Here is a 12,970-nt window from a genome sequence, read left to right as displayed (position 1 = left end):
CGAGGGTTCGGCGGCGCGCCGCCCCGGTGCAGGCGCCGCCCAGTGGAGAGGAGCGGTCGTGAGGCGGAATCCGGTGGATGTGTCCGGCGATCGGATCGGCGATCCGTGGGGACGCCGCACCCCCTACCGGCGGGGCGGGCAGTGGCCCGTACGTACCGACTCCTACCTGGCAACGGGCGTGGCCGAGGGCGAGGTCGACGGGTGGGTGCGGTCGGCTTCGCTCCTGCATTCCGATGGTGACGCGATGGACATCGCCGTCCGGGACGGGCGGATCGTGGGGGTCCGTGGCCGGGCCGGCGACCGCGTCAACCGTGGCCGGCTGGAGCCGAAGGACCTGTACGCGTGGCAGGCCAACGGCTCCGCGGACCGCCTGACCCGGCCGCTGGTCCGCGAGGACGGACGCCTCGTGGAGAGCGACTGGCCGACGGCGATGGGCCGCATCGTCGCCAGATCGCGGGAGCTCATCGGTTCCCGTGGGCCGGAAGCGATCGCGTTCTACACGTCCGGGCAGCTCTTCCTGGAGGAGTACTACACCCTCGCGGTGCTGGCCCGTGCCGGGATCGGCACTCCGCACCTGGACGGCAACACCCGGCTGTGCACGGCGACGGCGGCGGAGGCGCTGAAGGAGTCCTTCGGCAGCGACGGCCAGCCCGGCTCGTACGAGGACATCGACCACGCGGATGCGATCGCCCTGTTCGGGCACAACATCGCCGAAACGCAAGTGGTCCAGTGGATGCGCATCCTGGACCGGCTGGACGGCCCCGACCCGCCGCAGCTGCTGTGCGTGGACCCGCGGCTGACCCCGGTGGCGCGCCGGGCGACCGTACACCTGGCTCCCCGGCTCGGCACGAACGTGGCGCTGCTCAACGCGCTCCTGCACGAGGTCATCCGGCGCGGCTGGACCGACCCCGGTTTCATCGCCCGGCATACGGTCGGGTTCGAGGCTCTGCGCCGGCAGGTCGAACCGTGCACGGCGCGGTGGGCCGCGGGCATCTGCGATCTGCCGGCCGCCGTGATCGAGGAGGCCGCCGAGGTGCTCGGCACCGCCGACCGGCTGCTGTCGACCGTGCTGCAGGGGTTCTACCAGGCCAACCAGGCGACCGCGGCCGCCGTCCAGGTCAACAACCTCCACCTGATCCGCGGCATGCTCGGCCGTCCCGGGGCGGGGGTGCTCCAGATGAACGGCCAGCCCACCGCCGAGAACACCCGCGAGTGCGGAGCCGACGGCGACCTGCCCGGCTTCCGGAACTGGCAGAACGAGGCACATGTGGCCGACCTCGCCCGCGTGTGGAACGTGGAGCCGTCGGCCATCCCGTACGACGGGCCGCCCACCCACGCGATGGAGATCTTCCGGCTGGCGGAGGAGGGCACGGTACGGATGCTGTGGATCAGCGCCACCAACCCGGCCGTGTCCCTGCCCGAGCTGTCACGCATCCGCTCCGTCCTCGCCCAGGAAGCCCTGTTCACGGTCGTCCAGGACCTCTTCCTGACCGAGACCGCGCAGTTCGCCGACGTGGTGCTGCCCGCTGCGACCTGGGGTGAGAAGACCGGCACCTTCACGAACGCCGACCGCACCGTCCACCTGTCCGAGAAGGCCGTGGACCCGCCCGGCGACGCCCGCCCGGACCTGGACATCTTCCTCGACTACGCGGCCCGCATGGGTTTCGAGGACAAGGACGGCGGACCCCTGGTCCACTGGAACGGCCCGGAAGAGGCCTTCGAGGCGTGGAAGCGGTGCAGTGCCGGACGGCCCTGCGACTACACCGGCCTGAGCTACGAGAAGCTCCGCGGGCCCAGCGGCCTCCAATGGCCGTGCACCGAGCACGCCCCCGACGGCACCGACCGCCTCTACCGCGACGGCGTGGACTGGGCCCACCCGGACCTGTGCGAGACGTACGGGAAGGACCTGGTGACCGGCGAGCCGCTGGGCGGGGAGCGGTACCGGTCGATGAACCCGGACGGGAAGGCGCTCATCCGGGCCGCCCCCTACGTCCCGCCGAAGGAGTGGCCGGACGAGAGCCACCCCTTCCACCTGACCACCGGGCGCACCCTCTACCACTTCCACACCCGTACCAAGACGGGTCGGGTTCCCCAACTCGCGGCCGCGGCGCCGGACGTGTGGGTGGAGATCGCAGCCTCCGACGCTGCCCGCCTCGCACTGGCGGAAGGCGACCTCGTGGAGCTCACCACGCGGTGCGGTGCGCTGCGCGGGCGCCTGCGCATCGGCTCCATCCGCCCCGGCGTGCTGTTCGTCCCCTTCCACTACGGGTACTGGGACACCCCCGCCGGCAACGCCCCGGCCCCGGGGGCTGTGGGACGTGCCGCGAACGAGCTGATCGCCACCGCCTGGGATCCCGTCTCCAAACAGCCGCAGTTCAAGACCGCCGCGGCCGCCCTCACCCTTGTCGAACGAGCCGGTGGCCCCGAGCGGCCGACATCGTCCGGGCCGCCGTCAGCTTGAAGGGGCGCCCTCGAAGGTGATCTCGCCGCTCGGGCGGAGTTCGGCCGACATGTTGCGTTCCATCATGCGCAGGGCCGCTTCGGCGAGACCGGCGTCGATGCGGGCGACCGCGTCGAGGGCAACGACGACCTCGAGGTGCCGGATGTGGGCGTCCAGGGCCGAGTACAGCACGCACTGCTCGGTCACCTGCCCGCACAGCACCACCCGCCGCACATCGAGCTGGCCCAGCAGGTAGGCCAGGGGCGTCTCGTAGAAGACCGAGTGCCGCGCCTTGACGACGAACAGGGACTCCTCGTCCGGCGCGATCGGCTCCACCAGGTCGGAGTAACGGCCGGCCAGGGCGGCTTCGAGGATCTCGCCGTGGTGGGAGCGCCAGCGGCCGAAGTTGTCGTTCACGTACACGACCGGCGCCCCCGCATCCCTCGCCCGCCGGAGCAGCGCCCCGACGCCCGGAAGGGCTTCGCGCACGGACCGCACCAGCGCCTCGGCGTCCTCGTGCTCATAGGTGTTGAGCATGTCGATCACGATGAGCGCTGTGCGACCTGTAGCGCCGTCCGCCACGCGGCCCAAGGGACGGCTGCCGGGAACGCGACCGCCACTCACGGCCGCGGCCTGTGTCCTGGAGGCGCGGCAGGCCGGGCCCGTACCTCGCACAATGCCTGAGCCGGCGCAGGGTGGTCCGGCCGATGGGCTCGCAGGTGTTCCTCCCCGGCCAGCGTTACGGCCCCGCGGTGGCGTACGGCCAGGGCAGGGGCGAGCCGGACGACGAGCACGCCTCCATCGGGGGTGTGGGTCAGCAGCATGGGGGTCCTCCATCCAGAACAGAGACGAGGTGGCCGACAGTTTCCCGCCTCGGCCGATGTCTGGCGCGTAGGCCACGCCGCGTACGGCTCAGGGCGGCTGCGCTCCGTGGGACGGCCGCCGCTGCGGGGCGCCACCGGTCAGCCGGCCCTGTCGGGGTGCCCTGGCGTGGTCTGCCCGGCACGGGTAGACGCCGAATATGACTCAGAGCGTGGCCGACAAGGTCCTATCCGACACCCTCAAGGCGGAAGGGCACCGCCGGCCGCTCCTACCGCCCGGGGCCGCCGGGCGGTAGGAGCGGCTGGAACGCGCTCCCCGCCCTAGATCGACGCTCTCGCCACACAGGGAGCGGGATACGCGGTGACGATCCGGGTAGCCGGACCACATGGACACCACTACCGAAACCACCCCGCTGCGCGCCGTCGCGCTGGTCTGCACGCTCTCGCCCTCGCCCAAGCCGTCCAGCTCCCAGTTGCTGGCCGAACAGACCATGGCCGCCCTGGCCGATCACGGGGTCACCGGAAAGGTGATCCGTATCGCCGATCACGACGTCAAGCCGGGCGTCGAGGTCGACATGGGGGACGGTGACGCCTGGCCGGAGATCCGCGACACGATTCTGGGCTGCGACATCCTGGTCCTGTCGACGCCGATCTGGCTCGGCCACCCCTCCAGCATCGCGCAGCGCGTGCTGGAGCGGCTCGACGCCGAACTCGGCGAGAGCGACGACGAGGGCCGCATGCTCACCTACGGCAAGGCCGCCGCGGTGTGTGTGGTCGGCAATGAGGACGGCGCCCATCACGTCAGTGCCGAACTCTTCCAGGGCCTGGGCGACGTCGGCTTCTCCCTCGCTCCGAACGCCGTCACCTACTGGGTCGGCGAAGCCATGCAGGGCACCGACTACCAGGACCTCGACAAGACGCCCGAGAAGACCGCCGCCACCACCAGGACCCTGGCCGCGAACACCGCGCACCTCGCGCGCCGCCTCAAGGCCGCCCCCTACCCGCCCTCTGCCTGACACCCCGCACTGACCATGCCGGAAGGAGACCGCGATGCCCTGCCACGACCAGCCCCGCCTCACCGATCCGGTGTCGCTCCACGCCCGCCCCCCGTTTCCCGAGCAGGACCAGAGCCATCCCGGCTCGACGGAGGCGATGGATCCCCGCCCCGACCACGGCGAGGACACCTACCAGGGCCACGGCCTGCTGCACGGCCGCAAGGCGCTGGTCACGGGAGGGGACTCCGGGATCGGCCGGGCTGTCTGCCTGGCCTTCGCACGGGAAGGCGCCGACGTCCTCTTCACGCACTTGCCCGAGGAAGCCGAGGAGGCGGAGGAGACCGCCCGACTGATCCACCAGGCCGGCCGCACAGCGGTGGCCGTCGCCTGCGACATCCGGCACGAAGCCGAGTGCACCGCCCTCGTCGACAAGGCAGTGGGCGAACTGGGCGGCATCGACCTGCTCGTCAACAACGCCGCCTACCAGATGGCCCAGCCGGACGGGATCGAGGCGATCACCACCGAGCAGTTCGACCGGGTGATGAAGACCAACCTGTACGGGATGTTCTGGCTCACCAAGGCCGCGCTGGCCCACATGCCGGCCGGCGCCTCCGTGATCAATACCGCATCGGTACAGGGCTACCAGCCCAGCCCGCACCTACTCGACTACGCCATGACCAAGTCCGCGATCATCTCCTTCACCCACAGCCTCGCCCAAATGCTCGCCGAGCGCGGCATCCGGGCCAACGCCGTGGCTCCCGGACCGGTGTGGACCCCGCTGATCCCCGCCACGATGCCCGACCCGACGAAGTTCGGCGAGCAGTCGCCGTTGGGCCGGCCCGCACAGCCGGCGGAGATGGCACCCGCGTACGTCTTCCTCGCCTCCGACCGGGCCTCCTACATCACCGGCGAAATCGTCAACGCCACCGGTGGAACACCCCTGCCATGACCCCGGACGAAGCGCTGCGCCGGATCGCCTTCCTCCTCGAATGGCGCGGGGCGTCCCCGTACCGGGTGCGGGCCTTTCACACGGCGGCCGACGCCGTCCGCCACCTGCCACCGGGCCCGGTGGACGCCGCCCAGGCCGCACGACTGCGCGGGGTGGGCCCGGTCACCGCCGAGGTGATCGCCCAGGCATCGACCGGCGCGATGCCGCGCTACCTGGCCCGCCTGGAGGCCGAAGCCGACCCCGCCGCCCTGGCCGGCTGGGACCTCGCGGCTGCGAGCACCGGGGACTGTCACCTGCACTCCGACTGGTCGGACGGCGGCAGCCCGATCGAGGACATGGCCGACGCGGCCCGCGCCCTGGGCCACCAGTGGGCCGTCCTGACCGATCACTCGCCGCGGCTGACGATCGCCCACGGACTGAGCCCCGAGCGACTCGAAACCCAACTGGAAGCCGTGGCCGCCGTGAACTCCCGGACGGGCCCCGGTTTCCGGCTGCTCACCGGCATCGAGTGCGACATCCTCGACGACGGCTCACTCGACCAGGACGAAGATCTCCTCGGCCGGCTCGACATCGTCGTGGCCTCCGTGCACTCCAAGCTCCGCTCGGAACCTGAACCGATGACCGCCCGCCTGCTGGCCGCGGTGCACAACCCGCGGGTCGACGTCCTGGGGCACTGCACCGGGCGGATCATCACCGGCCGGGGCCGCCCGCAGTCCCGCTTCGACGCCGAGGCCGTGTTCGCCGCCTGCGCGGAGGCCGGCACAGCGGTGGAGATCAACTGCCGGCCCGAACGGCGCGACCCGCCGGACGACCTGCTCGCGCAGGCCGCCGCCGCGGGCTGCCGCTTCGCCGTGGACACCGACGCCCACGCTCCCGAACAGCTGCATTGGCAGAGCACCGGTTACGCACGTGCCGCCCGGATCGGCCTGGGCGCGGATCGGCTGATCACGACGTGGCCGCTCGGTCGGCTGCTGACCAGCAGAAGCGGCGCGCGGTGCACCAGCCGCCTCCCGCGAGTGCTGCCTCCGCCGAGCGGGTGAGACATCCCCTGCGGCCGGACACCCGCGCGTCCTGCGGGGAACCGATCGGATCGGGCCGGGCAGGCCCGACCCGAACACACATGGAGGCGACATGGGACACGGCGGAAATGTGATCGACGAGCTGATGGCCGACCACCGCGAGGTGGAGGGGATGTTCGCCCGGATCCAGGCCATGACCGGCACCGGGCAGGAGCTCCGCGATCTCATCGACGAGATCACCATCGAACTGGTGCGCCACTCGGTCGCCGAGGAGCAGTACCTCTACCCGGCCGTACGCGAGCACGTCGAGGGCGGCGGACCGATGGCGGACAAGGAGATCGAGGACCACGGCCGCGTCGAGAAGATGCTCAAGCGGCTGGAGAAGATGAAGACCGACGACGCACAGATGAGCCCGCTCCTGCAGCAGCTCATGGACGAGGTCGCCGCCCACGTCCAGGACGAGGAGAGCAACCTCTTCCCGATGCTGGAGAGGGCCTGCACCCCGCAGCAGCTGGACGATCTCGGTGACAAGATCCGTCGCGCCAAGGCCATGGCACCCACCCGCCCGCACCCCGCCGCACCGAGCAGCCCCACGGCCAGCAAACTCCTCGCACCGGGCGCCGGCCTGGTGGACCGGGCACGCGACTTCGTGACCGGCCGCGGCAAGTCCTGACCTCCGCTCCGGAACGGCGGGCCGCGGGTACACGTCCGGCCCGCCCCCCGGACGGAGCGTGACGTGCGTCATGCCGCACGCCCGTCGCTTGCGGCTACGCTGGTCAGCCACGAGCGGAGCGGCGCAGCTGCGCGCCGCAGCTCGCGGCCCCGGCCGGGCCCAGGCGAGCATGCCCCCGAGGAAGCCGCCGTGTCTGCCGATCTCACGCCCGTCATAGCCGCCGGCACCCGCTGGCTGCTCACCGCCTTCCCGCCCTCCCCGGGCGCGTTCAGCCAGGCCCTGGCCGAGGCCCAGGCCCGCCAGGCCGTCACCCTCGCCGCGGCCCTGCGCTACCCGACCGCGCTCGACGCCCAGCTTCTGCATCTCCTCGGCCCGGGCGGAAGCGCCCGGCTGGACCGGCTGACCGGCGCCGATCACGGCGACGACGCCGACGCCGACTGGCGGACATGGGTGGACGAAACCGGCGTCAGCTGGGCCGCCTGCCTCCTCGCCGCCCCCACCCTGGCCGTCGACGCCCACCACCTCGTCGACCGCGACCAGGCCGGTGCCGGTGACGTTGCCCGGCTCACCCGCCCCGGCGACCACGAACACGACGCCGCGCCCCTGCTGCGCCATCCCGACCTGCCCGAACCGGTCGCCGCCCTCCACCGGGCGCTGCTGCTGGACCTGCTGGACGACGAGACGGCCCGCTACGCGGTAGGGCAGCTATGCCCCAGCAGGGCTCCCCGCTGGCCGGACGCAGCTGACCGGCGCCGTCGGCCGGTGACCAGACGGCGCCCACGGTCCCGCTGTCCGGGAACAGCCGCTCCCAGCCGCCGGGTACGGCCATCAACATGGCCGCCTCCTTCCGCTTCCGAGTGCGTACGGCCCCGCCTGCCGCCTCCGGGCTGGCCTGTTCAGCCCTCTTCACGCAGCATCCTGACACCGGTCGCATCGGTGTCGACGGCATCGGGGACCACCATGCCGGCCTCGACTCCGGTGCGGAGGTAGCGCAGGACGTCTGCGTTCAGGCGTTCGCCGGCGGGCAGTGCGGCAGGGATGCCGGGCGTGAGCAGAATGCCGGCGGTGTGGTCGTCATTTGGTCTTCCTCTACACGGACGGGCTCTACACGGACGGGCTGATCGAAAGGCCTGGGGAGGATCTTGGCGCCAGCCTCATCCGCCTCGTCCACGCGGTCACCGCGACACCGCCGCCCGAGCCCAGCCTCAGCGGTTTGGTGACCGCCCTCACCGCCCCGGGCGATCGCCGGGACGATGTGTGCGTCCTCCGCATCACCTCCAGTCGGTGCGATGGGGCAAGGAGAGCTGAGGCGCGCTGACCCTCTCAGCCGTCAGGGATGGAAGAGGACCTTCACCATGCCGTCCCGCTTCGCCTGGAAGTCCGCGTACGCCCGCGGGGCCTCGTCCAGGGACAGGTGGTGGGTGGCGAAGTCTTCGACGCCGAGAGGATCGCCGTCGGTCACCAAGGGCATCAGGTCGTCGACCCACCGGCGGACGTTGGCCTGTCCCATGCGCAGCTGGATCTGCTTGTCGAACATCGTGAGCAGCGGGAGCGGGTCGGCGGCTCCGCCGTAGACGCCGGACAGGGAGATCGTGCCGCCGCGGCGTACGAGCTCTATGGCCAGCTTCAGGGCGCCCAGGCGGTCGACCCCGTCCTTCTTCATCAGGGCGGCAGCCATGGCGTCCGGGAGCAGGCCGGTCGCGGTCTGTACGGCCGTGGCTGCGACACTGCCGTGGGCCTCCATGCCAACGGCGTCGATCACGGCGTCCGGGCCCCGGCCGCCGGTAGCACTGCGGACCGCGTCGACGAGCTGGTCTCCGTAGCGGGACAGGTCGTAGACCTGGACGCCGTGGCCCGCGGCGCGGGCGAGCCGTTCGGGGACCAGGTCGATGCCGATCACCTTGCCGGCCCCGCGATGGGCGGCGATGCGGGTGCACATGTCGCCGATGGGCCCGAGGCCCAGGACGGCGACGCTGCCGCCGGGCGGGACGTCGGCGTAGACGACGGCCTGCCAGGCGGTCGGCAGGACGTCCGACAGGTAGACGAACCGTTCGTCCGGTGGCCCTTCGGGAACACGGATCGGGAGCCTGTCGGCGAAGGGGACGCGCAGGTACTCGGCCTGCCCGCCGGGCACCTGCCCGTAGAGCTTGGTGTATCCGAACAGGCTCGCGCCGCTGCCGTGCTCGTGGACCTGGGTCGTCTCGCACTGCGAGTGCAGTCCCCGCTCGCACATGAAGCAGGTCCCGCAGGACACGTTGAACGGTACGACGACCCGGTCGCCGACCTTCAGTTCCCGGACCTCGGGCCCCACCTCGGCGACCACCCCCATCGGCTCGTGGCCCAGGATGTCCCCCGCGTCCAAGAAGGGCCCGAGCACCTCGTACAGATGCAGGTCCGATCCGCACAGGCCCGTCGTCGTCACTTCGACCACGGCGTCCATGGGATCGGCGATGTGCGGGTCCGGAACGGTTGCCACCTCGATCTTGCGGCGGCCCTGCCAGGTCACGGCTTTCATCATGCCTCCTGGGTCACGTATGCGTAGTGCGGCACCTCGCGGCCGGCGCCGCAGGATCAGCGCTTTCGCCTCCGCGGGAGAGGGACCTGGGGGCGACGCCGGTAACGGCGGCCGCGTCTCTGATCCCGCGGGGACGTCGACTGGCCCCTCGTGGCCCGGGGCCGGGCATGCCCTCGTCTCCGTCGCAGGCTTCGGCCTACCGCTCGCCCGGGCGGCCAGAGCCCTTCACGAGCCGCCTGGGCGTGAGCGTCAGCTGGAGAGGGCTTCGAGGAGCTGGCCGACCTGCGGGTCTGGGAGGGAGCGGGCGACGTCGGCCTGGGCGACGACGCCGACGAGCGTGTGGCCGTCGATCACGGGCAGGCGCCGAACCTTGTGCTCGGTCATGGTCCGCAGGATCTCGGCGGCGTCGTCGTCGGCACCGATGGTGACCGCCTCGCCCTGGGCGAGCTCACCTGCCGTGCAGGTGGCGGGGTCCTTCCCGGCGCCGAGGACCTTCACGACGATGTCGCGGTCGGTGAGCATGCCCTTCAGCAGTTGATCACTGCCACAGATCGGCAGCGCACCCACTCCGAGGTCGGTCATCTTCTTCGCCGCGTCCAGGATGCTGTCGTCGGCACCGATGCAGGTGGCGTCCGGCGTCATGATCTCGCGTGCGGTAGTCACGATGCATCTCCCGGGACTCGATTCGGCCACGCGGCAGGTCCGGTGGCCTGGTATCCGTGCGCCTGCCCTCTACCGGATCCGCCAAGCAGCCCACACCCGGCGATTCGCCACGGCACGGTGCGCAGGTGGGGAAGAAACGCCTCGTCGACACCGTCGTCCCCGCGGTCTCCTGGCGCAATGGCTTACTCGTCGCCCTGCGTGTGTACGACGGAGGACCGCTGCGGATGACGGCCGCGATGCCGGGTAGCCGGTTGATAGGGCCCCTTACCCGACAGTGTGAGGAGGCTGCGATGACAGCCAAGAGATCACTGGCTCACTACCACCGGCGCCGTGACTTCTCCAGGACGGCCGAGCCCGAGGGCAGACTCGAAGAACCGTCCGACGAGAAGCCCTCGTACGTGGTGCAGATCCACGACGCCCGCAGCATGCACTTCGACTTCCGGCTGGAAGCCGACGGCGTACTGAAATCCTTCGCCGTGCCCAAGGGGCCCTCCGACGACCCCCACGACAAGCGCTTCGCCACACCGACCGAAGACCATCCGCTGGAGTACCGCGACTTCGAGGGCACGATTCCGGAAGGCGAGTACGGCGGCGGCACGGTGATCGTCTGGGACCAGGGGACGTACCGCAACGCCACCGCCGACCCCGACGGCCGCGAGATCCCGCTCACCGACGCGCTGGAGCAGGGGCATGCCTCGTTCCGGCTCGACGGCCGCAAGCTGCACGGCAGCTACTCGCTCACCCGGATCCGTGACGACGCAGACAGCGGCAAGGAGGCCTGGCTGCTGGTCAAGCACGCCGACGAGCGGGCCGCCGCCACCGGCACACCCGACCCCCGGCGGGCGAGGTCGGTCCGTACCGGCCGGACCCTCCACCAGGTCGCCGCCGACGCAGGCCCCAGGCAGGGCGAACATCCGTGACCCCGCCCCTGGAGCGGCTTCCGCAGGAGCAGCACCGGCTGTTGCGCCCGGGACCAGCCGCGCCGGGAGAACCCATGCTCGCCACCCTCAGCGCACGCCGTGATTTCGACGAAGGCTGGGTCTTCGAACGCAAACTGGACGGCGTTCGGGTGCTCGCCTCCCGCCGCCATGGAGAGCCCCGGCTGCTCTCCCGTAGCGGAAGGCCTCTGAACGCCACCTACCCGGAAGTCGTCGATGCGCTTGCGGCCCAGGACTGTGCCGACTTCACGGTGGACGGCGAACTGGTCGCCCTGCGGCGCGGCCGTACCGACTTCGCCCTCCTCCAGCAGCGCATGGGCCTCACCGCCCCCGAAGCCGTACGCGCCACCGCCGTACGCGTCACGTACTACCTTTTCGACCTGCTGCTCCTGGACGGGTACGACACCACCCGGCTGCCCCTGCGCGCCCGGAAGACACTGCTGCGCGACGCCTTCGACTTCCGCCGGCCCCTGCGCTTCACCCCACACCGCAACGGGTACGACCCCGCCCTCCTCGACGAGGCGTGCGCCCGGGGCTGGGAGGGCCTGATCGCCAAACGCGCCGACGCACCGTACGCCCACCGCCGGTCCACCGACTGGCTCAAACTCAAGTGCTCGGCCGGCCAGGAGTTCGTCATCTGCGGATTCACCGAACCGGCCGGCCAGCGCGTCGGCTTCGGAGCCCTGCTCCTCGGCTACCACCAGGACGGCCGACTGCGCTACGCCGGCAAGGTCGGCACCGGCTACGACACCGCCACCCTCCGAAACCTGCGCCATCGGCTCGACGAACTCGCACAGGAACAGCCGCCGCTGCCCGTCGGCGAGGTCCGGGAGCGGGCCGTCCACTGGGTACGCCCCGAGCTGGTCGCGCAGGTCGCCTTCACCGAATGGACCACCGCCGGCCTGCTGCGCCACCCCCGCTACCTGGGGCTGCGCGACGACAAATCGGCGGCCGAGGTGGTCCGCGAGCAACCGGCAGGGAGGGCCAGATGACCCCGAAAACGCAGCCCGCGCCGCCGGAGCGCGTACGGGCCAGCCGCCGCACCGTCGAGATCAGCCGCCCGGACAAGGTCCTCTTCCCCGGTGATGGCATCACCAAGGCCGACCTCGCCGACTACTACCGCGCGGTCGCCCGCCGCATGCTGCCCCACCTGCGCGGACGGCCCCTCATGCTGGAACGGCATCCCGACGGGATCGACGGCCCGGCCTTCATGCAGAAGAACGCCCCGGACCACTTCCCGGACTGGATCCACCGTGCCGAACTACCGAAAGAGACCGGCACCGTCACCTACGTGATCTGCGACGACACCGCCACCCTGCTCCACCTCGCCGACCAGGCGTGCACCACCCCGCACCGCTTCCTGTCCAGGGCCGACCGGCCCGACCATCCGGACCGGCTGGTGTTCGACCTCGATCCGACCGGCGAAGACTTCACTCCGGTGCGGGACGCAGCGCTCGGCCTCCGCCGGCTCCTGGACGAGCTGGAACTGCCGTCCCTGCTCATGACCACGGGCTCCCGCGGCCTCCACGTCGTGGTCCCCCTCGACCGCCGCACGCCCTTCGACGACGTACGCGCCTTCGCGCGCGGTGTCGCCGACGTCCTGGCCGCCCGCCAACCCGACCGGTTCACCACCGAGCCCAGGAAGAAGGCCCGCCACGGTCGCCTCTACCTCGACATCGGGCGCAACGCCTACGCCCAGACCGCCGTCGCCCCCTACGCCGTCCGCGCCCGCCCCGGCGCCCCCGTCGCCGCCCCACTGTCCTGGAGCGACCTCGACGACCCCGGCCTCACCGCCCGGCGCTGGACACTCCCCACCGTCGACGATCTGCTGGAGGAAGACCCCTGGCGGAACCCTCCCAGGCCCCGCTCCCTGCGAAGGGCCCGCAGCCTGCTCACCGCACTGACCCGAGACGAAACGAACCCGACGCCATGACACAGCGACCACACACGACCGTAA

General features: G+C 71.5%; 12 protein-coding genes. 9 read left to right on the top strand and 3 right to left on the bottom strand.

What is annotated here, in order from left to right:
• The first annotated feature begins 73 nt into the window (after positions 1–73).
• A complete protein-coding gene (locus tag ACZ573_RS06870) occupies positions 74–2,461 on the top strand; it encodes a molybdopterin oxidoreductase family protein (RefSeq protein ID WP_471300644.1) in 2,388 nt (795 codons plus the stop codon).
• Here ACZ573_RS06870 and ACZ573_RS06865 read toward each other — a convergent pair.
• Complete coding sequence (locus ACZ573_RS06865; RefSeq protein ID WP_471300034.1) at positions 2,453–3,022, bottom strand: cysteine hydrolase family protein; 570 nt, start codon at positions 3,020–3,022, stop codon at positions 2,453–2,455. The genes ACZ573_RS06870 and ACZ573_RS06865 overlap by 9 nt on opposite strands.
• Before the next feature lie 625 nt (positions 3,023–3,647).
• Between ACZ573_RS06865 and ACZ573_RS06860 the strand changes: the two genes are divergently transcribed.
• The 5 genes from ACZ573_RS06860 (at position 3,648) to ACZ573_RS06840 (ending at position 7,887) form a co-directional block, all read left to right on the top strand.
• On the top strand, positions 3,648–4,277 hold the full coding sequence (locus ACZ573_RS06860; RefSeq protein WP_471300031.1) for a flavodoxin family protein: 630 nt from the start codon (positions 3,648–3,650) through the stop codon (positions 4,275–4,277).
• A gap of 34 nt (positions 4,278–4,311) precedes the next feature.
• Positions 4,312–5,205, top strand: a complete 894-nt coding sequence (locus tag ACZ573_RS06855; RefSeq protein WP_471300028.1) for an SDR family oxidoreductase — start codon at positions 4,312–4,314, stop codon at positions 5,203–5,205.
• The gene (locus tag ACZ573_RS06850; RefSeq protein WP_471300025.1) at positions 5,202–6,245 is read left to right on the top strand and encodes a PHP domain-containing protein; all 1,044 of its coding nucleotides are present in this window, start codon (positions 5,202–5,204) and stop codon (positions 6,243–6,245) included. The genes ACZ573_RS06855 and ACZ573_RS06850 overlap by 4 nt, the downstream gene beginning before the upstream one ends.
• A gap of 91 nt (positions 6,246–6,336) precedes the next feature.
• On the top strand, positions 6,337–6,897 hold the full coding sequence (locus ACZ573_RS06845; RefSeq protein ID WP_471300022.1) for a hemerythrin domain-containing protein: 561 nt from the start codon (positions 6,337–6,339) through the stop codon (positions 6,895–6,897).
• A gap of 189 nt (positions 6,898–7,086) precedes the next feature.
• A complete protein-coding gene (locus tag ACZ573_RS06840) occupies positions 7,087–7,887 on the top strand; it encodes a hypothetical protein (RefSeq protein WP_471300019.1) in 801 nt (266 codons plus the stop codon).
• 340 nt (positions 7,888–8,227) lie between these two features.
• Here ACZ573_RS06840 and ACZ573_RS06835 read toward each other — a convergent pair whose 3' ends face one another.
• Together ACZ573_RS06835 and ACZ573_RS06830 are read right to left on the bottom strand one after the other, a co-directional pair.
• Positions 8,228–9,412, bottom strand: a complete 1,185-nt coding sequence (locus ACZ573_RS06835) for a zinc-dependent alcohol dehydrogenase (protein ID WP_471300642.1) — start codon at positions 9,410–9,412, stop codon at positions 8,228–8,230.
• A gap of 249 nt (positions 9,413–9,661) precedes the next feature.
• Entirely contained in the window at positions 9,662–10,075 is a 414-nt protein-coding gene (locus ACZ573_RS06830) for a CBS domain-containing protein (protein WP_365957164.1), read from the bottom strand.
• 290 nt (positions 10,076–10,365) lie between these two features.
• Here ACZ573_RS06830 and ACZ573_RS06825 point away from each other — a divergent pair, with 290 nt between their 5' ends.
• From ACZ573_RS06825 to ligD (ACZ573_RS06815), 3 genes are all read left to right on the top strand, one after another.
• Positions 10,366–10,995: a DNA polymerase ligase N-terminal domain-containing protein gene (locus ACZ573_RS06825; RefSeq protein WP_471300016.1), complete on the top strand. Its 630-nt coding sequence runs from the start codon at positions 10,366–10,368 to the stop codon at positions 10,993–10,995.
• A 74-nt stretch (positions 10,996–11,069) separates the two neighbouring features.
• Positions 11,070–12,005, top strand: a complete 936-nt coding sequence (gene ligD / locus ACZ573_RS06820) for a non-homologous end-joining DNA ligase (protein ID WP_471300013.1) — start codon at positions 11,070–11,072, stop codon at positions 12,003–12,005.
• Complete coding sequence (gene ligD / locus ACZ573_RS06815) at positions 12,002–12,946, top strand: non-homologous end-joining DNA ligase (protein ID WP_471300010.1); 945 nt, start codon at positions 12,002–12,004, stop codon at positions 12,944–12,946. The genes ligD (ACZ573_RS06820) and ligD (ACZ573_RS06815) overlap by 4 nt, the downstream gene beginning before the upstream one ends.
• Positions 12,947–12,970: the final 24 nt, after the last annotated feature.

It is taken from the genome of Streptomyces sp. NPDC040545 (genome assembly GCF_055595065.1).
This window is presented reverse-complemented; position numbering and strand designations above follow the sequence as displayed.

Bases quoted from the DNA above. Each gene is read 5' to 3' on its own strand.
- ACZ573_RS06850 (WP_471300025.1), top strand. From the start codon at position 5,202: ATGACCCCGGACGAAGCGCTGCGCCGGATCGCCTTCCTCCTCGAATGG.
- ACZ573_RS06845 (WP_471300022.1), top strand. From the start codon at position 6,337: ATGGGACACGGCGGAAATGTGATCGACGAGCTGATGGCCGACCACCGC.
- ACZ573_RS06855 (WP_471300028.1), top strand. From the start codon at position 4,312: ATGCCCTGCCACGACCAGCCCCGCCTCACCGATCCGGTGTCGCTCCAC.
- ligD (WP_471300010.1), top strand. From the start codon at position 12,002: ATGACCCCGAAAACGCAGCCCGCGCCGCCGGAGCGCGTACGGGCCAGC.
- ACZ573_RS06835 (WP_471300642.1), bottom strand. From the start codon at position 9,412: ATGAAAGCCGTGACCTGGCAGGGCCGCCGCAAGATCGAGGTGGCAACC.
- ACZ573_RS06860 (WP_471300031.1), top strand. From the start codon at position 3,648: ATGGACACCACTACCGAAACCACCCCGCTGCGCGCCGTCGCGCTGGTC.
- ligD (WP_471300013.1), top strand. From the start codon at position 11,070: ATGCTCGCCACCCTCAGCGCACGCCGTGATTTCGACGAAGGCTGGGTC.
- ACZ573_RS06825 (WP_471300016.1), top strand. From the start codon at position 10,366: ATGACAGCCAAGAGATCACTGGCTCACTACCACCGGCGCCGTGACTTC.